General features: G+C 46.0%; 13 protein-coding genes and 2 CRISPR repeat arrays. Of the genes, 3 read left to right on the forward strand and 10 right to left on the reverse strand.

The window, feature by feature from the left end; all coding sequences use genetic code 11:
• The 3 genes from ACYVH9_RS30380 to istA all read right to left on the reverse strand — a co-directional run.
• A partial coding sequence (locus ACYVH9_RS30380) for a right-handed parallel beta-helix repeat-containing protein (RefSeq protein ID WP_460640220.1) occupies positions 1-1,606 on the reverse strand: 1,606 nt, incomplete at its 3' end.
• Positions 1,607-2,921: 1,315 nt separating this feature from the next.
• On the reverse strand, positions 2,922-3,671 hold the full coding sequence (gene istB, locus ACYVH9_RS30385; RefSeq protein ID WP_460640221.1) for an IS21-like element helper ATPase IstB: 750 nt from the start codon (positions 3,669-3,671) through the stop codon (positions 2,922-2,924).
• 24 nt (positions 3,672-3,695) lie between these two features.
• Complete coding sequence (istA, locus tag ACYVH9_RS30390) at positions 3,696-5,210, reverse strand: IS21 family transposase (RefSeq protein WP_460640248.1); 1,515 nt, start codon at positions 5,208-5,210, stop codon at positions 3,696-3,698.
• Positions 5,211-6,039: 829 nt separating this feature from the next.
• Between istA and ACYVH9_RS30395 the strand changes: the two genes are divergently transcribed.
• From ACYVH9_RS30395 to ACYVH9_RS30405, 3 genes are all read left to right on the forward strand, one after another.
• Positions 6,040-6,861, forward strand: a complete 822-nt coding sequence (locus tag ACYVH9_RS30395; protein WP_460640222.1) for a response regulator — start codon at positions 6,040-6,042, stop codon at positions 6,859-6,861.
• A gap of 457 nt (positions 6,862-7,318) precedes the next feature.
• A complete protein-coding gene (locus ACYVH9_RS30400) occupies positions 7,319-8,185 on the forward strand; it encodes an alpha/beta fold hydrolase (RefSeq protein WP_460640249.1) in 867 nt (288 codons plus the stop codon).
• A 128-nt stretch (positions 8,186-8,313) separates the two neighbouring features.
• Positions 8,314-8,811: a CRISPR direct-repeat array (repeat unit 30 nt; unit sequence CTTTCAATTCCAAACAGGTACGATTAGAAG).
• Positions 8,812-8,919: 108 nt separating this feature from the next.
• On the forward strand, positions 8,920-10,143 hold the full coding sequence (locus ACYVH9_RS30405) for an IS256 family transposase (protein WP_460640223.1): 1,224 nt from the start codon (positions 8,920-8,922) through the stop codon (positions 10,141-10,143).
• A gap of 44 nt (positions 10,144-10,187) precedes the next feature.
• Positions 10,188-12,847: a CRISPR direct-repeat array (repeat unit 30 nt; unit sequence CTTTCAATTCCAAACAGGTACGATTAGAAG).
• Between the two features lie 216 nt (positions 12,848-13,063).
• Here the strand turns inward: ACYVH9_RS30405 and cas2 are convergent.
• The 7 genes from cas2 to ACYVH9_RS30440 form a co-directional block, all read right to left on the reverse strand.
• The gene (gene cas2 / locus ACYVH9_RS30410; RefSeq protein ID WP_460640224.1) at positions 13,064-13,327 is read right to left on the reverse strand and encodes a CRISPR-associated endonuclease Cas2; all 264 of its coding nucleotides are present in this window, start codon (positions 13,325-13,327) and stop codon (positions 13,064-13,066) included.
• A gap of 77 nt (positions 13,328-13,404) precedes the next feature.
• Positions 13,405-14,436 carry a type I-B CRISPR-associated endonuclease Cas1b gene (cas1b, locus tag ACYVH9_RS30415; protein ID WP_460640225.1) on the reverse strand — a complete coding sequence of 344 codons (1,032 nt, stop codon included), beginning with the start codon at positions 14,434-14,436 and terminating at the stop codon, positions 13,405-13,407.
• Entirely contained in the window at positions 14,433-14,942 is a 510-nt protein-coding gene (gene cas4, locus ACYVH9_RS30420; protein ID WP_460640226.1) for a CRISPR-associated protein Cas4, read from the reverse strand. Before cas4 ends, cas1b begins: the two co-directional genes overlap by 4 nt.
• Positions 14,939-17,275, reverse strand: coding sequence for a CRISPR-associated helicase Cas3' (gene cas3, locus ACYVH9_RS30425; protein WP_460640227.1), 2,337 nt, complete (start codon positions 17,273-17,275; stop codon positions 14,939-14,941). The genes cas4 and cas3 overlap by 4 nt, the downstream gene beginning before the upstream one ends.
• On the reverse strand, positions 17,268-17,942 hold the full coding sequence (gene cas5b / locus ACYVH9_RS30430) for a type I-B CRISPR-associated protein Cas5b (RefSeq protein ID WP_460640228.1): 675 nt from the start codon (positions 17,940-17,942) through the stop codon (positions 17,268-17,270). The genes cas3 and cas5b overlap by 8 nt, the downstream gene beginning before the upstream one ends.
• Positions 17,942-19,015 (reverse strand): type I-B CRISPR-associated protein Cas7/Cst2/DevR, encoded by a 1,074-nt coding sequence (gene cas7i, locus ACYVH9_RS30435; RefSeq protein WP_460640229.1) that lies wholly within the window; start codon positions 19,013-19,015, stop codon positions 17,942-17,944. The genes cas5b and cas7i overlap by 1 nt, the downstream gene beginning before the upstream one ends.
• Complete coding sequence (locus ACYVH9_RS30440; RefSeq protein ID WP_460640230.1) at positions 19,012-20,433, reverse strand: type I-B CRISPR-associated protein Cas8b1/Cst1; 1,422 nt, start codon at positions 20,431-20,433, stop codon at positions 19,012-19,014. The genes cas7i and ACYVH9_RS30440 overlap by 4 nt, the downstream gene beginning before the upstream one ends.
• Positions 20,434-20,580: the final 147 nt, after the last annotated feature.

A 20,580-nucleotide genomic window follows, 5' to 3' on the forward strand; every position in this document is an offset into this window, starting at 1 on the left:
TCCCCGCAAAGCCAGCCCCGGCCACCTCGACGCGTTCGACCTCACAGTCCGAGCTTTTCTCCCCAATCTGAAGCCCCGACGCATCCGCACCCGTCTGCTCGATGCGAAACCCATAGGCCAGGCCCGCCACGCCCGAGCCGGTGATTTTGAAAAACTGGGAGTTGAACACTTTCAGGCTGGTTTCGGAGTTGGAGGAGGAACGCAGCGTGACCGGGCCCCCACAGTTGATGATGGTGATGGGGTGTTGGGCGGTTCCTTTGAAGTTTCGGAAGCTCAGAAACTGGTAGGTACCAGCCTGCACGCAGATGGTTGCGCCGGGGGGCAGGGGCATTTGCTGCCCATCGTAGCGACCCGACTTGCTGATCGTTAACGAACAGTTGCACCCGGCTGGCCCCGATGGTTCGGTGGGTTTGGTCGGTTCGGTGGGCTTAGGAGGCTCGGTGGGTTGACTGGAAGCCTCTCCTTCGAAGGCACCGATATCGAAGGCTCTGCCTTTGAAGCGCGGCTGGTCGGCCAGGTCTACCGTCACACCGTACGAGCTGGCATTCTGACCAGCATCAATGAGCGGAGAACCCGTGACGGGCCGGAAGTCGCCCCCGCTGGCGTTGACGAAACGGGCAGCGTCCAGCGACTCGGCCGTGTAATTATTCTGCTGGGTGAGCCTTACCGACGCATTGAGGGTGGTGATATACCGGTTGTTACTGGCTTTGACAATGGCATTGTTGATCAAGGTGTTGACCTGGGTCTCGTTGTACAACCGGATGCCATCCTGCCCACTGCTGACGATCGTGTTGTTGACCAGCCAAACCGGTGCATTGACCGGCGTGTTGGCCCGCTCGTCAACGAACACCCCGTGCGACTGCGCATCGGCAATCACATTGTTGTAGACCTTGTTCTCACCCAGATGACCCACCATGATCAACCCATTGCCCGCCGCATACCGGATGGTGTTGTTGTAAAAACTGCCCCCAGAGCCGCCCCCTATCAAGACTCCATCCTTCGCCAAACCTGCTGAAGGTGACTCACCCGCATGCCGGACGGTGTTGTGGTGCACTTGCGCGTCAGGCGCACTACTATAACGAATTCCTTCTCCTCCTGTATTTTCAATGAGGTTATTATTGATTTCAAGTCTTCTAATAGTGGGTGCATAAACGGTTTGCTTTTTTCCGTTGCAAGTGATTTCTACGCCAGATGTCCCGAAAGCATGCCCAACATATAACCCTTCTCCGCCCACATCGTGGATGTAATTGTGATGAACCTTCACATTTTGCATCGTAAAATTACCCTGCCAAGTGGAGCCATCACAGCTGGGATCGGTTTTGATCAGCATACCAGCGGAGCCAACCCCGCTTATTTCCAGCCGTTCAATTTCGCACTCCGAACTTTTATCGGTCACCTGGAGGCCATACCCCATTTTGCCGGTTTTGGTGATTTTAATACCATAAGGCAGGTTATTCACTCCCGCTCCGCTAAGTTTAAAATAGCTGCAATTCTGGAATTTAATACCTGTTTCTGAACTCGAATAAGTCGAAAGTTCTACTAAACCACCGGCGTTGATAATGGTAATGGGTGCATTCGACTGACCCGTATAATTGCGAAAAGTCAAGTATTTGTAGGTACCGGCATTGATATAGATCGTTCCACCTGGTTCTACCGGATATTGGTTGAAGTCATAAACGCCATCTTTTGTAATTTGCAGGCTTTTGCCCTGACCGAATACATCCCCAATAAAAAGAAGCCATGCAAATAGGCAAAGTACTATTATTTTGATTGATCCTTGGTTTTTCCTTAAAAACAATTTATTCATATGAACATAAACTTAATTATAAAACAATTTTTAAATTGTTAACCCAATCAGTTAATCCAATCAAACCCAACATTTATTTTTACATTATAACGTAATCGCAATAACAAATATCTTAACTTAAAGCCGTTATATTTTAATATATCAACAAAAAAATAATTAGTATATAAATCACGAACGTGCAAATACTTAGCATCAAAAGCAGAAGATACTCAAGCATTTTAAATCCGTTTTACTAAACTCGAACAATAAATTTAAGCAATTTATTATAACAAAAATTCAATTCTATATTTATATACTTCAAAATAGTTACAATATTCAAGGGCCCTGTGTAGGAATTTAGGCCTGTATCTTTTGAAGTGATAGATTGATTTGCTGTAACCACCATCTACACAATATACCCACAATAACCTGATTACCAATATTTTATAAACCTTAAAACTTAAAGAACTTTACAGATCCCCGTATTGTTCCATCTGATTTTTTTACCAAATCAACACTTATTTCAATTTTTTAAATGTCGTGTAGAACAAAATAGAATCTTTACATTTTAACTGGTATAGGACGCACCTTATTTACAATCATTTAGTAAATAAAATTACCAAACTCATAAAAAATTACACAAAACATGTAAGAATATCTTTTTTTGATATAGGTATATTTATATCCATAATTCACAGCTTTAGTAGCTTATTTGTTTCAAAATTAAGAGTCATTTAAGTATAAATTATAGAGTATTCTTCTCAATTTTTAGATTAGATGAAAAATCCCTGCATAGTGAACCAGCGTACTTAACGAGTAATAAGTATTTTTCCGGCGAAAACCGAATCAGATTTTTATAACTAAAGAACTAGAAAAGGATGATTACATAGATAAAGTCACTCATTAGATACTTTATAACTCATTAAACTACGCGCCATATGAATGAGTTGGGCTTTTACAGGCAGTTCAAACTATCGCCAGAAGCGGAGTGAATGATGTGCTCAATAGTGCAGATCAAGGGAGCTTATCAGATGGCCATCCTTGTTAATTGACTATACCGATGATATTGAGCCGGGTGCGCCGGGGCAAACTGAGCCACTGTGGATAAGTAGCTGTGAAGAGTGAGCAAAGATAACTATTGCCTTGTTTTTTCTTCCCCTTTACTACGTTTTCGCATCGACTCGCCTTTTAACTCAATGCGATGAGCGTGGTGCACTAACCGATCCAACATAGCATCGGCCAAGGTAGGATCGGCAATGTACTCATACCAGCCATTGACGGGTAGTTGGGACGTAATGATCGTACTGGCCCGCCCATGCCGGTCTTCAATGAGTTGCATCAAAGCCAGCCGTTCATGCAGGGATAAGGTTTGCATCCCCCAATCGTCCAGAATCAATAGGTGCTGGCGCTCCAGGCGAGCCAACTCTTTGACATACGAGCCATCCGCTTGAGCCAGATGTAGTTTCTGGAAAAGCTTCGGTAAGGAGAAGTAGGCCACGCGCAGCCCCATATGACAGGCTTGATAGCCCAAGGCCGTGGCAATAAAACTCTTTCCGCAGCCCGTAGCACCGGTAATGAGGATGTTTTCAGCCCGGTTAATGAAGGAGGTATCGGCCAACCGGAGCAGTTGGTTTTTGTCCAGGTTGCGACCCGGCAGATAGTCGATCTCTTCGAAAGCCGCCTGGTAGCGGAAGCGGGCCTGCCGCACCGCCGTAATGGTTTTTCGGTGTTGTCGGTGAGCTTGTTCAGCCTGGATGAGCTGAGCCACCAGTTGGTCGGCCATCGGATGCTGATCCAGTGGCAGACGGATGAGGTGCTCAAAGCATTGGGCCATGCCCCACAGCGATAGTTTGCGCATCGCTTCGATGGTCGCTTGATTATTCATATGGATTTGGTTTTTGTTTCCCTGTTATTGGTAAGCCGAAGCCCCCCGAATGTTCTCATGATGGTGGAAGACGTCGGTCGTCGGCAGCGGGTCCAACTCCAGGCGGTCTAACTCCCGTTCCAGAATGCTTCTGACTAATCGATAGGACGTGGCCTGATAGTGCAAGGCTCGCTGACAGGCCCGTTCCAATCGTTCGGTTCCGTACCCTTTGGCTAAGGATAACACCCCGGCACAGGAGCGGTAGGCTTGCTGGGCATAAGCCTGTTGCCGCACCAGTTCCTGAATGATCTGCATCGTATACGGCCCGATCTTAGCGGCTTGCTCTTCAAAAAACAGCGGAGACCATTTCGAGAGCCACTGGTGATTCGGATGCAGGTGGTCGCGCAAAGTGGTGTACTGGCCGCTGGTCCGTTGACGGGAATGGACCGCCACCCGCTCAAATTGATGGTAGATCTCGACGCTGTCCTGGGTGTAGATGAACTTGACGGTCTGGCCGACCAGGTGGTACGGCACCGAATAATGGTGCTTGTCTTGCTGGAGTTGGGCATGGCCGTTGGGATACACTTTGGCTATACAATAACGTTTGAGTACATACGGCTGAGTGGGCAACGGGTGTAATAGCGCCCGTTCGAGTTGCTCGAAGCGATCCCGCCGACTGTAGTCTTTCCCTTGCAGAACGGTACGGTTATGCTCTTCCAGGAGTTGCCAGACAGCCTGGTTAAGTTGAGCCAGGCTGGTGAAGACCCGATTGCGTAAAGGGGCATAGATCCGCTGATAGAGAATGCGCACGGCACTCTCAACCAGGGCTTTATCGCGGGGTTTGCCACTCCGGGCCGGATAAATAACGGTCTGATAGTGAGAGGCAAAATCTTGTAGGGTCTGGTTAATGGTGGGCTCATACCGATCAGCCCGGGTCACGGCGGCTTTAAAGTTATCCGGCACAATGGCTTGAGGGACACCCCCTAAATACCTTAAACAAGCTTGCAGAGCCTCCATAACATCTTCCTGTTGCTGGCTCGCTACCGCCTGGGCGTAGGTGAGTTGCGAACACGGCAGAATGGCCACAAAAAACTCAACGGCCTGAATTTGTCCCGTCTGTTCCTGAGTCAGGTAGAGTTTATCCCCGGCGAAATCGATAAATAGCTGCTCGCCTGCTTTATGCTCTAAATGCATAACGACCTTTTGCTGACCCTGCCACCGCCGAAACAAATGGTTAAACTGGGAGTAGCGTAGGCCATCGGGGTGCTGTTGCCGGTATTCCATCCAGAGCTGGTAGCGGGTCACGCCCGGCTTAGCCAGTTGGTGTTCATAGGTTGGGAACAAGGTGTCCAGTAGGGGATGTTTGGCCTGCGGAACCGCCGGAGCACTCAACAGGCGGTTCAGTTGGGCATCGTCCCAAGTGAGCAGCGGCCTCAAATCAGGAAACAGCGCTTCCAATTGGGCGAGATAATGCTGAACCGTATTGCGGGAGACAGCCAGGATGCGGGCCAGGTTCCGTTTGGAAGTACCCTGGACTCTGAGTTCGATCAGTCGGCGGATCGGCCCGCCGAAGCGGTTGGAACATTTTGATTCGACAGTTGGCCATCGTTTCCGGTGAGCAGGATTGATGGGTCTGCCCAGATAGAAACTCCGGAAGTTGTCTCTTCAGTGTTCACTTATCCACAGTGGCTCAGTTTGCCCCGGCGCGGGTGGCTCAGTAACGAATGGCGGCTATGGCTCAATTTGGGGCGGCATATTCAGTTAATAGCATTACTAAAATGAGAAGAGGCAAGTGCGGTGCCTAGCCATATAGAAAGCATGGTAGATTCAATGAGTCGGTAATAAATGAGTTTACAGCATTTGGTAAAACCGTTCTTTTATGGCTAAAAAATTCTATATCAACTTGATTCATATCGCCTTGGTATTAATCCAGTCTTTCAAAGAAACTAAGTAATTTTCCTTAAATCTACCTAATTAGATACGGGTTCAATGTTTTTTAGTATAGCCCGGATAAAATCAGTACAAGAAAGTATGTAAGAAGAGGTAAAAATATTACTTTAAATGTATTTATACTTTTTCAATGTCTGTTAATTTCGAATAACATAAGCTTAAATAAGCCAAAATTCCTCTATTTCTAGTACAAATCTCAGTCAATAATAGTGAATAATTATTATAAGTTGGGCAGTTTGCCACTCAGTAAATTACCAAACATTGGATAGAAAAGCATTATTTATTTTCTGTTTTTACTCTATTTTGGCATTAATGATTGACTTATCGGGAAAGAATATTACAGTGAATTTGAACTATCAAATGTAAGTAACTATTAAAGTAAGCAGTTGATTATAATTGTAATCCATAATTAAAAAGCATCTATTTGGAAACGTGTATGATGAAATTTACGCAACCTACCAGGCATTCTTTGCTGAAGCTTATGAACTGGTCTGTCCTCCAACCTAATTATAGCCTGGATTTAAAATCGCTTCAACATATTATTTACTTAGCCGCAGATGCAAACTATACTTGGTTACATTGGCAAAAAGGTGCACCTACGCTCACATCCCGGACGTTGAAATACCATCAAACACGATTACCAGAGCATAAATTTGTCAGATTGAATCGGAATATCCTGGTAAACACAGAGTATATTGAAAGGATAGAGCGTGTGGAAGAAGGGTACAAGGTATACCTGCAGACCAATATATCCTTTCTCGTTTCACGTCGTCGATGGATCACCGTAAGAGACAAGTTGGCGGACTATTGGAGTGATAAGGCTAAAAATAGTCATCATAAGGATACGATATTGATTATTGACGATAGTCAGGATCAGCAGGTAATTATGCAATATATCCTGCGAAGAAAGTTCCAACGAATGGTCATTGTCAGCGTTTACACGACCGAACAAGCAAAAAGTTACCTAAAATATTGCCAGGCGGAACACCTTCAGTTGCCCAAAGTAATTTTACTGGATTTGTATTTACCTAAACGGGAAGATGGATGGCAACTGTTACGTTTTTTTCGAAATCACTCAGGTTGCAGTAAAATTCCGGTAATTGTCATGAGCTATTCGCATGACCAGCGCGATGCCGAGGAAGCGCACTATTGGGGAGCAAACGGTTTTTTAACAAAACCCCGGTATGGCCAGGAATGGAGTAACCTCTTTCAGGAATTAGGAAAAGGCTTTGGTTTTGATCTGACACACGCTACTGTATAAACGCAGCAAGTTTGCTAATGAGAAATTAAAAAAACGCCTTCATAGTACTTTAGTATCCGGAAAGGGACGCTTGAATGGCGTTAGCAGGCCTGTGCAAAGCTCTACCCTTCTTACACGGGGGCAGTTGGTGGTCGAATTTGCCAACAACCTAGGCCTTCGATTCGGCCCCAACAGGCCCGCCCGCCTAGTTATGCATCATGTATACGACAGCGAAATCGAACAGTGTGCCACGGCTACCTGACAAAGTCGAATTGATTGCTGCAACCACTGGACAAATCGCTTTCCAGTAAAGGTTTGCCTGATGCCTTGGAGTTGTTTTGTCCCAAAGCGCTTACTGCGGAAAGGCATCAATGCTACTTCCAGCATCGGTCCATTGTCTTGTTTGTTTATTTATTGCAGAACATCAAATGATTCTATTCGTCAGGGTATAAAAAAGATAAGAATGAGAGCAGTAACAATGGAATCAGGTTGGATAAGCCGTCGGCAGTCAGTAAATGGCCTGTTACTTCATGTGGTAGAGGCTGGCCCCACCGAGGGTCCCTTATTGATACTCCTCCACGGCTTCCCCGAGTTTTGGTGGGCATGGCGCCACCAGATTGCCGCCTTTGCGGAACAAGGCTATCATGTTGTGGCTCCCGACATGCGCGGCTACAACCTCAGTGATGCCCCCCAAGCGATTTCCGCCTATACCATGGATACCCTGGTTGCCGACGTGCTGGTGCTTGCGGACCAGTACGGAGCGCTTCGATTCAATCTGGTAGGCCATGACTGGGGCGGCATTATCGCCTGGGGTGTAGGCGCCTGCCACGCCGAACGATTAGAGCGATTGGTCATCATGGATGCGCCAAACCTGGACCTGTGGCCAAAACAAGTCTTAAAGCAACCCACGCAGGCATTGCGTAGTTTCTATGTAGCCTTGTTTCAGGTACCCTGGCTGCCGGAAGTGGCGCTCAGTGCCTTCGACTTCGCGGGACTCAGCAAGATGGTCGTGAAATCGGCGCGGGAGGGCGCTTTCAAACCGGGGGAGGTGGAACATTACATCGAAGCCTGGAAACATCCAGGTTCACTGACAGCGATGCTCAACTATTATCGGGCATTGCGCTACCGGAAAAAGCCCACGCAACCGAGACGGATTTTAGTACCAACCCTCGTGATCTGGGGTGAGCATGACAGCTTCCTCGAACATCATGTGGCCCGGGCTGCGCTGGAATTGTGCAACCAGGGTCAATTATCTATTGTCCGTGGAGCGACCCATTGGCTCCATCTGGAAGAGCCCGCCCGGGTGAATGCTGAGATCATTCAATTCCTGCGTGCGAAAGGATAAGGAGAGTAGTGCCTTGGTCATGAAAAGCAGTAGCTCGCTATCAGTATCATATATTTGTTACGTGAACCACTATATTTTCGTCGAATTTCCTTGTCAACCGATTACTGTTAATGGTGTTGCGCAGGATTATTTCAATTCCACACAGGTACGATTAGAAGACAGGCCAGCCGGAAGACCCGCCAGCGAAATTACCAAATTTCAATTCCACACAGGTACGATTAGAAGTAGAGCGATCCGGAGCACACCCTTACCAACCAGGAGATTTCAATTCCAAACAGGTACGATTAGAAGCCCGTTCCCCGAAAGAACAACCCCCCGCCTTCCTCCACTTTCAATTCCAAACAGGTACGATTAGAAGAAGAGTTGCTGCAATGGATCCTTGCGGTCCAGCTCCCTTTCAATTCCAAACAGGTACGATTAGAAGCTTCTGCCGTAGCGAACGCAGCCACCGAGGCCAGGGGCTTTCAATTCCAAACAGGTACGATTAGAAGACTTAATACCGTCCCATAGCAACGAAAGCAGCACCAACTTTCAATTCCAAACAGGTACGATTAGAAGCCGCGTTAATGAGCCGACGCGGTTTGAAATCTATTACCTTTCAATTCCAAACAGGTACGATTAGAAGACATTGGTGAACGTGTTGGAATACCCGGCAAAAATACGAGACTGTTCATTAAACTGTGTCAGGAGTAAAAGTTAACTAAAAGCAGTAACTTAACTCCAACCCAGTTATCATGGCAGAACAATTTGATTTTGAACGTTTCAAAGCCCAAGCCATCGACGGTCTGTATGCTGGCAAGTCTCTAATGGGCGAAAACGGCGTATTCGCTCCCCTGTTAAAGCATTTTCTGGAAACGGCTCTGCAAGGCGAAATGGATTTGCACTTGCAAGAAGGACAGGCTACTGGTTTGGCTAATCGGCGCAATGGAAAAAGCAGTAAACGGGTAAAAAGTAGCGCTGGGGAGTTTGCTCTGGATACTCCGCGCGACCGCAACGGTGAATTTGAGCCCTTAGCCGTTCCTAAACGCCAAGTCGTCCTGACCGAACAGCTTGAGCAGCAGATTATTTCGATGTACGGGCGGGGAATGAGTTACTCGGCCATTAATGAGCATTTACAGGAAATCTATGGCTATAGTCTGTCGGCTGGAGAAATTTCCAGCATCACCGACAAGGTCATTCCTCTGCTGCGCGAATGGCAAACACGTCCCTTGGAGAGTGTCTATGCAGTCCTTTGGCTAGATGCGATGTATTACAAGATTCGCCAGGAGGGCAAAGTCGTTTCCCGAGTTCTCTATAGCGTTATTGGGCTAAGTTTGAAAGGGAAGAAAGAGGTATTAGGTATCTATCTGACTGAAAGTGAGGGAGCGAAGTTCTGGCTATCGGTGCTGACGGATTTTCGTCAACGGGGCGTTTCCGATGTTTTTATTGCCTGTGTGGATGGGCTAAAAGGCTTCCCCGAAGCCATCGAGGCCACCTTCCCGGCCACCCAGGTTCAGCTTTGTATCGTCCATCAAATCCGGACCAGTCTGCGCTTTATTCCGGACAAGCACTTAAAGCCGTTCGTTCAGGATTTGAAACTGGTTTATCAGGCCGATGATCGGGCGATGGCGGAAGAAAATCTGCTACTACTCCAAGAAAAATGGGGTGGTGTTTATCCCAAAGCCGTTCAGCCCTGGTTGCAGCAATGGGAACGATTAGCGGTTTATTTTGACTACCCGGCCGAAATTCGCAAGATCGTTTACACCACCAATACGATTGAGGCCTATCACCGCCAGATTCGCAAAATCACCAAAACAAAAGGCGCCTTCGCTTCCGATAATGCGTTGTTAAAGCTGGCATTTCTGGCCATCCGGAACATGGAAAACGTCTGGCAGAAAACTGTTTTCAACTGGAAGGCTATTTTATCTCAGTTGGTGATTAATTTCGGAGACCGAATCCCACCGGATGGTTTTGATTAATAATGAACCATAGCAGAAACCCTGACACAGTTCATTGAACACTCCCTTCAATTCCAAACAGGTACGATTAGAAGTTTGAAATACATGGGTATAAAAGTTTAATTGTTAGCTTTCAATTCCAAACAGGTACGATTAGAAGACACTGTTGACGGCTTCTTCGCCCTTGGTTTTCAACTCTTTCAATTCCAAACAGGTACGATTAGAAGATTTGCCGAAGCACATCTTCGCCGTTGGAGTCGTAGCTTTCAATTCCAAACAGGTACGATTAGAAGCCAGTAACAGTAGTTGCGGGCTGTACTTTCCCAACCTTTCAATTCCAAACAGGTACGATTAGAAGTTGCCCTGAGTTACAAAAACAACATGCTGATGATTACCTTTCAATTCCAAACAGGTACGATTAGAAGAACCCCTGCAATCTGTAGCTTTTCCGTAACGTACTTCTTTCAATTCCAAACAGGTACGATTAGAAGAAAATTAACGTCAAACCGCGCCATCCGTCCCTTAGCTTTCAATTCCAAACAGGTACGATTAGAAGTCCGGATCGTTGATCCCCTTAAACACGATCTTTTTACCTTTCAATTCCAAACAGGTACGATTAGAAGCGGTAGGTTATTCATTGAGCATATCCAGTTCCAGACTTTCAATTCCAAACAGGTACGATTAGAAGCCATCAATCAAGGCAATGATTGGTTTTTCCGCCAGGCTTTCAATTCCAAACAGGTACGATTAGAAGGTGAATACGATGATATTAAGCTGATTATCAATTCACCCTTTCAATTCCAAACAGGTACGATTAGAAGCTGCGATAAATGCCGCCGTACCCAGCAAATTATTCGTCTTTCAATTCCAAACAGGTACGATTAGAAGTCGAAAGAGTTTATTCAGCTTTGGACGGCTTCGTATCTTTCAATTCCAAACAGGTACGATTAGAAGGACCGATCGGTACTGCTACCCGACCATCCTTAATAGCTTTCAATTCCAAACAGGTACGATTAGAAGTCGGTATCCAGGGCGTGGTAGAACCCGTTGGCGATCCTTTCAATTCCAAACAGGTACGATTAGAAGCGGAACCGGTCAACCTGCGGGGTTAACCCTTATGTTCTTTCAATTCCAAACAGGTACGATTAGAAGCGCTACGCTCTACTTCCAACTCCGCCAACCTTTCCTCTTTCAATTCCAAACAGGTACGATTAGAAGATGGCGATGAATACGAGCAATTCCGACAAGAATACCCTTTCAATTCCAAACAGGTACGATTAGAAGTCGAGGCTGTCGAAATCCCCGAATTCGACGCCAACACTTTCAATTCCAAACAGGTACGATTAGAAGGGAAAACGTAACCATCGCCGTTTGCCGAATGCCAGACTTTCAATTCCAAACAGGTACGATTAGAAGTTCCGTGAGCGGCCATGTCACGCTCCTTTGGACTCTTTCAATTCCAAACAGGTACGATTAGAAGCTAGAGCGGATTTTGAGCGAGAGGTGACTATTGGGCCTTTCAATTCCAAACAGGTACGATTAGAAGGCACCACCGCCGAAGAACGCGCCGACCTCAAACGCCTTTCAATTCCAAACAGGTACGATTAGAAGCTAAGCAGGCAATTAATGCTACAGACCTTATTCCCTTTCAATTCCAAACAGGTACGATTAGAAGGACAACAAGTTACCGATTGAAATTAGAATTGATCCACTTTCAATTCCACACAGGTACGATTAGAAGCCCAGCTTGCCCGTTCACGCTTTGGACCGGTGCTGCTTTCAATTCCACACAGGTACGATTAGAAGGGCCGATCCGCGCCGATGCCCAGCCACAAGTACGACTTTCAATTCCACACAGGTACGATTAGAAGATTCGCATTCCACGCCCAGATACCGGGCGAGTTCGGCTTTCAATTCCACACAGGTACGATTAGAAGTCCATCAATGCCTTTTCGTACTTGGTGATAATGCCCTTTCAATTCCACACAGGTACGATTAGAAGAGCTGGCCGTACAGCATTGCTTCGTGATCTGTCGACCTTTCAATTCCACACAGGTACGATTAGAAGCTGATGTGTACACTTTCATCGCCATTGCCCAGCATCCTTTCAATTCCACACAGGTACGATTAGAAGTCCGCCGTACGTCTCGGCTGACCAGGGCCATTATTCCTTTCAATTCCACACAGGTACGATTAGAAGCCCGTAATCTGTTGGTGGAGCGTGATTCAATCACCCTTTCAATTCCACACAGGTACGATTAGAAGATGCTCATACAGTTCACCGAACGTGTGGTAACCATCTTTCAATTCCACACAGGTACGATTAGAAGTCAAACCCCCGTGCGTCAATGACGTTCGTGGTTCGGCTTTCAATTCCACACAGGTACGATTAGAAGTCGAACCGAACAGGGTGTGAACGCTCGGGTAGACCTTTCAATTCCACACAGGTACGATTAGAAGTTCGCTCAAAAGTCCCCTTTGCTGGATGAAGAACCAACTTTCAATTCCACACAGGTACGATTAGAAGGAAGGCTTCCGGACGGGTGTTGGTGATGGTCAGCACCTTTCAATTCCACACAGGTACGATTAGAAGTTACCTACAAAAAGCAAAAGCTCCAGGAGCAGGAAACCTTTCAATTCCACACAGGTACGATTAGAAGTGCCATTTTCGGAACCTGGAGAATGGCCGGTAGTTCTTTCAATTCCACACAGGTACGATTAGAAGCCGTGAATTTAGCGCAAAAAATAGGCTTTTTAAAGCCCCAACGCGGTTTTTGTTTTTATAATTTGGAGACATTTATCGTCGACCGGCAATGACACGAAAAACCCCGCCGATCGACGACACCCTGACAATCAACTCTTTATAGCACCAAAATCCTGTGCAATCTATTTTTTACACAGCTGGTCAAAGAACAAATTTGGTCGATCGACGATAAAACACCTATAAAAAATCATCCGTCGACTGCCGCTCCACCCCGACAACCTGCTTCTCCAGCCACCGCTGATCCCGGTTCTTGAACAGAATCAGACTGTCTTCGTCCTCGTTCATAATACGCCGGGCTTCATACAGCAATTCCTTCAATTGCACCTCCGTCATCTCGCCTTCAAAAACTGAATTCTGAATCCAGTTCAAATACCGCCGACAGAGCTTGAGCATCTTCCCAACTCGCTTCTGCCCCATGTCATACACCAAAATTACGTACATAATTCAATTTCGAATGAGTGAATGATAGAATGGATTCGCGTAGTTATTCGCTCATTCTATCATTCAAAATTAAATTCTTACCACCACGCCTTGAAAGGCCGGTATTCTTCGACGCCCAGCAGATGCTTTTGCAGTTTGTAACATTCGAGTTTGATCAGGTGCCGGTAGCTAACGCTGCGACCCAATACCCGGTGTTTAATCGTTTCTTTCAGTTGCTCGTCGAAGCCCTGCACAAACCGTTTGCGAGCAGCTTCTTTCATCACACAGCCTCCAATCTCCACCTGAAAATCCGACGGTTGCAATTGTCGTTTGTTGATCATCCGGAAAATTAGCCGGTCAACCAGAATCGGTTTGAACACTTCGGCAATGTCCAGCGCCAGCGAATACCGACGGGCTCCCGGCTCGTGCAGAAAACTGATCGTCGGATTCAGCTGTGTGTGGTAAATGGTACTTAGACAAGCCGTGTAACACAACATATTACCAAACGAAATCAGCGCGTTCAGCTCATTACGCGGTGGACGTTTGCTGCGTCCGTCGAGACAAAACGTAGCGCCCACAATGGCATCGAAGGTGTCGTAATAGGTTTGCCGGATATTGCCTTCAATCCCCATCAGCATCGGTACGTCGGTAGCCGCCGGAACGCCCGCCAGCAACCGCTCCACCGTCAGGATGGCATCCGAAAGTGTGGAATCGGCACAACCGGGGGTCGAACGGGTACGGTTGTCGTAGTATTTCAGAACCCGTAGGATATTGTTGGCTGCCCCTTCCACAAACCGCCTGGCAATCTCGATCCGCTTTTTGGGGGCCATATAATGCTTCGTCTGGTCGACTTGCATCTTACCCGCCAGTAAGTATTCACGAGGCATAAACGATCCGGTGTAATGTTCGTAATAATTGAAGAAATGAACGGCGATTCCCTCCTGCCCCAGAAAATTATACAGAGCCGAATTGGCATCCAGACTACCGAATACGTACAGATCGCCCACCTGCTCGATGGGTAGGTAGCGCGGTTGCCCCTCGTTACCGTCTTCATCGACCGGCGTAAACTTAAGCGTATTGTCTTTCCGGCTCATGCGACCGGCATTGAAGAGGTATTTGGGTTGTTTCATGGCTCTTCCGCAGCGTAACAAAAATCAAAATAACTACATGACCGGCATTTGCTCTTGGCGATCCGATCCGGGCACCGTTCGGATTCCACTATACGTTCGATGTCCTGCACCCAACCCTCGACCATCGGCACGTCCTCCTCGTCCAGTCGGACAGTCTGCGTCTGCCGCAGCTTCGGGTACTCGATCAGGCCCGTAGCGCCCTCGATGCCGTTTCTACGAAGTAGATACAAGTAGAACTGCACCTGCGCCACATGCGAATGCTCCAGCTTATCCGACTTTTTGATCTCATGCACGACTTTATCATACGGATCGTAGAAATCGATTCGAGAGCCGTCCAACAGGATTTCGCGGTATCGTTCGGCGCGTTGCGGGTATGACTTCTCGCCGATAAACGAGCCTTCTGCCACCAGCTCAGAGGTATGTTCCATCTCGATCTTGTGATGAAACAGCCACGTTTTCCGATGACAGACTTTGTAATACTTGATGTACGTGCCGGTGATTGTCATGAGTCAAAATCAAAGCCTGATGTATCAATCCACTCTTCCTGCTGATCGTATATCAATCCAAGCTGGCTGTCGTATTTTTTTGTCAGAATAAAGTACTTTATTTCAAGAAGCGAACCGTCTTTCTTTTCTATAGAGAATACCTTTGCTTGAAGATTTTGGTCATTTTCGCGGAGCAACTGAGCAAACTTATTTTTGCGTATTTGAACTTTGAGACTCTCTGCACCAATGAAATCGAACTGGCTTAGGCGTTGAATATAAGCTTCTTGTAGAATTACCGGCAGTACTTTAATTCCATCGAATTGTTTGTAGAAATCATCCTCTCCCAACTTGGACCGATACATCGGAACGAGTCGCTCTGCTGATATAGACAGCCTATTGTAAATTAGATCGAACTGTTCTTTTTGCTTGGCCTGCCAGTCTGGATAAACGAAATCAATGTATTGCTGTAGTTTTCCCTCTTCTATGATGCCTTCATTTTCAGCGATGATTTTCTCAAAGGCATTAACCGTAAGTGCTACAATTTCGGAAGGATAAATGTATCGGTCTGTCGGATTAGATTCCCGAAAAACAACCACTGGGCTTTGCCCCTTTTCTCGCTTTCGATTTACGCGACCAAATCGTTGAATGAGTGCATCAATGGGAGCGGGCTCGGTGAAAATTAGATCGTAGTCAATATCTAAGCTTACTTCAATAGCTTGCGTTCCAACTAAAAGTTTTATCGATCCGTCCTCTTCTCCACGCTTTAACGCCAATTCATGTTGAGTTCGATCTACACCGTTGAACGCACTGTGTAAAAGAACGGCGTTGTCGGCATCCTCACTCAGTTCATTAAAAACTAACTGCGCATTTTTGACGGTATTACAGACGACTAACACTTTTTTACCGGCATTCAACGCTTGCCGAATCAGGCTAAGATTTTCGGTCAATAGTCCATCCTGTAACTGAATCCGATGCCGAACGAATTGGCTGTATAGACTATCCGATGCTTTGATCTCCGTAAACTCACCAATGGCTTCCTCCAATTCTTTTTTCAGAAACGTTGGCATGGTTGCCGTCATGACCATTACCTTGACGTGCAGATGCTTCACGGCGTATTGAAGCAACACTTTGATCTGGGCAAATACGTCAGGACTGTAGGCATGAATTTCGTCGAAGATGAAGTAGCTACCCACCATCTCAAACAGCCCCTGCTCGAAGCCTTTTAAGCCAAATAAGTGTTTCAGTAGCTGAAACGGTGTTACTACTTTAACGGGCGTAACAAGGGTTTTGAACTTGTCCTTTAACTCATCAATTTTCTCTTTTTTCTGACTGAGCGAATATTGAAAATCATCGAAATAATCATACAGATAATCGCTGAGTTTGCCATGTAGCATTCCAACGTAGGGCTCTCCCATCTCCTTGCCTAGCCGCTCGTACATCGCATTGATGGAAGCTGTGAATGGCAGAATGTAGAAAACCCGTCCTTGGCCAAAGTGCTTCATTTGCTGACGTAGCCAGATAACGGCACTTTCCGTCTTTCCTGAACCAGTCGGCGATGTAAGAATCAGATTGCCAACCACATCACGACAAGCCAATTGATGATCGTAGAAATCAGCCCCTTTGTCTTGAAGACTTGTACGCTTCTGGTCTAAAAACTGAAACTGCTCATCCGAGATGTGTAACAACTCCTGAACTCGGGCAGAACCCAGATGGTCGCAATGCTTTAGGCCACCGAATAAAAGCAGCAAATCAAAATACGCTGGATTAGACGTATTCATTTTGCTGATCTGCCCCTGATAAGACAGGATTACTTGCTCTGGATGCTGAACGGAAAACTTCCCAAGCTTGACACCATACTCGTCAGCGGCTAACTGAATCAGTAATTTCTCACGAACGTTTCGGCGAAATTCGCCTTCGTAATCAAGGCGACCAGTAGCCCCAGGCAGCCCGAATGCATCGTCATCGGATTGATAGAAATCACAGATATACCGTAGCCAAAGCTGTTCATAGTCTTTGTGGTGACCAGCAACTACTAATCGGATCAAATCCCGTACAGGCTTGTCTTCTTCTAACCCATTGATGAACGGTAGAGAAAACAATTCGTGCCGTTGCTTACGCCATTGATTCGGTTCGCCACGTAACACCTTCTGAAAGTCAACGTGTCCTTTTCCCAGATCATGACAAACGATAGCCAGACGCAGCACTCGCCAGAAATCATAGGAGAGTTGTAGCTTGCTGACTTGCGGAAAAATAGTTTGCAGTCTTTCCCAAATCAACAAGCAGTCATCAACGTGTTCCTGTAGGGTGAGCCTTGGTTCTGACTTAGCCAGGATTTCATTATACGGCTTAGTCATATTCAGCGAAATCTAATTGGTGCAGATAGATATCAACTCCTTCTTTGCCTATCTTCTCGTCATGAATAGCCGGTAGATTACCCTTCACTGGCGTGAGGTAGCTAATAACCGAATACGGCTCCGTACCTACGTTCTGACGAGGAAAAGTATCCGTAAAATATTTAGGTAATGCCTGAATCTGACCAGCTAAGTGGTTCTCTCGGAACGGGATTACCTGACCAGCTATGCATGACGAATACGCGACGTCGGGCAAGTCAATTGTCGTTATTCGATCGACAGTTGCCAAGTCATTCATTCTCCCAAGCACCAAAGGATAGTAAGGTTGCCGAAAGAAATCAGCCAGGCTTTCATCGGTCAGATAGATTTTGAGATGTGCATTATACAGGAACTCACGCCGAATGATATTCGACTTGGCGTTGTTCGTCGCTCGACCGTTGTTACTGTCAATCTGGTAGATGGTTTCCAGATCGAAAGCTTTCGCTTCAAACTGAAAATAGTAGCCTAATTCAATTTTCTGATGGTTCAAATACTGCCCTGCGGCCGCATTGATCAACCCCAATACCGTACTCACTGGCGGCACGTCCAGCGTTGGTTGAACGCCACTAATCAGGTTAGGATATCGAAAGCTGGCCGTCCAACTGCTTATGTCCACAACATGAACTTGCATCAGGATAGCTGGTTTTCGAGTTGATTGCAATACGCATCAATCGCTTCGTTGATTGTTCCAAGCTGAATGGTCGGGTATCCTTCGCCAAGTGTCAGCAACTCTTTTAGGTCGTCATTGTATTCGTTTAAAAATCCACTGCGTTTACCGATAAAGACCGTACCAATAAATTGCTCTTTGTAATCTTTCAGTACCTCTTTCAGCCCTTCCAGATTCAGCGCAACTCGGTCGTTATTCATGCCTTCACTCGTAACGATATGCGAGAAGGGATGATTACCGCTGCTGGTTGTAGCCAGTACAATGAACTTTGGCGTGACGTCGCCCATGTTGTTCGTTTGCATGGCTCCGCCCGAAATAGTTTTTAGCGCCTGGATGGTTCCTTTCGCCCGCTCCAACCGAACGTCTTTAGCTAATTGAACTAGCTTTTGCGGATTACCTTTGCCGTCTTTGACGTATGGATCGTCAATCTCTACTGCCCCCTGGCTAAGTGCTTCGGTCCGCAGCTTTTGCGTGATATTCTTAAAACCCGTTTTATTGTAACTGGCAAACGTACCAAGCTGGGCTAAATCCAGTGAGAACATTCCCTTCATGATAGCACTGTACTCCTCTTTACTGTACGGTACGGAATCACCGTCCTGACGAGCCATACTTGACCAGTTTTCGACCGTCCGCGCCGACCCAACCGAAACGATCGCCGAGTTTTTCAGCGGAGAAACGCGCGTTACTGTAGCATCAACCTTCTTCGTTTTTCCTTTTTCGTCAAGCACTTCTTCCTTGACGGCTTTCATATACCCAAATACATCATCGTCAGGATACAAGAACGGATTGGCTTCGGTAAAAGCGATTTTGTTATCACGAGTAATCGGCGACAACGACCAGCCTACGTTACGTTGCAGCGCTTCACGCCACCAATACCGCCAGGCTTGTCCCGATACATAAGTATAACCACGACCATTCTTGTAAATTTTTTTCGTAGCTACGGCATTTTCAAAATTGCTACTATTACTTTTTCCTGCGTTGTTTAAAGCAACAACGTCAACGTCCAACAGGACAAAACCTTGGGTTTTCAGGTTCATAGTCGTTCTTCTTCTAAAGGTTCTAAATCTTCTTGATCGTCTAATTCTGTGGACACTATCTTGTTATTGTCATGAAGTTTTTCATATACTGCGATTAGAAGTAAATCTCTAATCTGCCTCCAACTAACTGTTTCAGGAAATAGATATTCTACATCGTCTAGCAGAATTAAGGGTTTTGTTGGATTTATTTTATAGTTTTCATCAATGAGTTTTAACATGTGATATCGAACTTCTTGAATGTACTTAGCTCGATTAAGTCGAACGATGGATTTCTTGATACTATCCTCATCGCGACTAACTATAAATGTTGCAATGTCTTTAATCTTTTGTAAGGTTCGTTTTTCCATATTGCTTATGTAGAAAAGGTAGTTTTCAACAATTTGAAAGGGAAACGGATACTTGCGAATCCATTCCTTGAAATAAGGAAGTAAGGTTTCACCGTTGAGCAATCGCTCTAAAATGACATTACGCCACGTGCTGTACGAATCGTAGGTCAGTTCTTCTCTAGCAGATACCCACATATCTGAGTCTTGATTATACTTCGCATCCTTGTATTTTGAGTTGCGATAATGAGCTGCCACAAATGGACGCCAGTATTCAGCGTAATCTACCATTTGGCAAAGCGCATAGAAGCCAAACACCGTTGCAGGAAGCTGATACATGACCACCTCCGGTTTTGCGCCAAAATTGGTAAAGTGGAACAAGCTCAACGTGGTATCGCGAATCTCTACGACGTTTTCATCGAGTCGCGCAAATACAGCGGGTTTGATATTTTTGATACAGGAATCAGCAAAGGCGAAAAGAGCATTAGCTACGATTCCGTAATTAGAGCGAGCTACTCCGCTGGCTAGGCCACGCCCGAGAGCCATCAGGTGTCCGTCAGGACCATTGAGCAACTGTTGTACGTAGTATTTTGCAACAACACTGTTATTACTGCTAATAAGCCCAATTTTATCACCCAACTGCGTGACGCCCAGTGGTACAAAAAAGAACCGAATAATAATCTCTTTGGACAAGTACAGCCCACTCTCAAATCCATGATGGAAGTTGATAAACGTACTTGATCCAGACAGAATGTGGTTGTCGCGCCCGGCAGCAAACAGATTCGCTTTTCGGCCAGAGATACGGCAATACCCAACCTGAGACGGAGCCGTTTCGTTAAGTATACTTCTATAGTATGCTAACGTTTCGGCTAATTTGCGCTTGCTATCGAAAGCAGGTTGCGTAATCTTCGAGTTAAGAAAGAATGCATGTAGATTCGCATTCCATTGATTGATATACATATTAGCTACATACTCAATCAATCCTAGAATATCCTTCTCTTTCAGTTTGGGGTCTTCCCAAAGTGTTTCGATGACGTAGCCACCCACATCAGCGAAAGGATCACCAGTTGGTAAAGTCAACAGCATATTGTTCATTTTCAGACCTTATTGATGTCATTAGACAAAAATAATGAAATTTTCAAAAAAAGTTTCCGTACCTAAGAGATTGTGCGTATGCATTCTAAAAAATAAAAATCACAGGAAGCTTGCTATTTTAATTTCGAGTTATGAGCTTTACCGCTA

Source organism: Larkinella harenae (genome assembly GCF_054780515.1).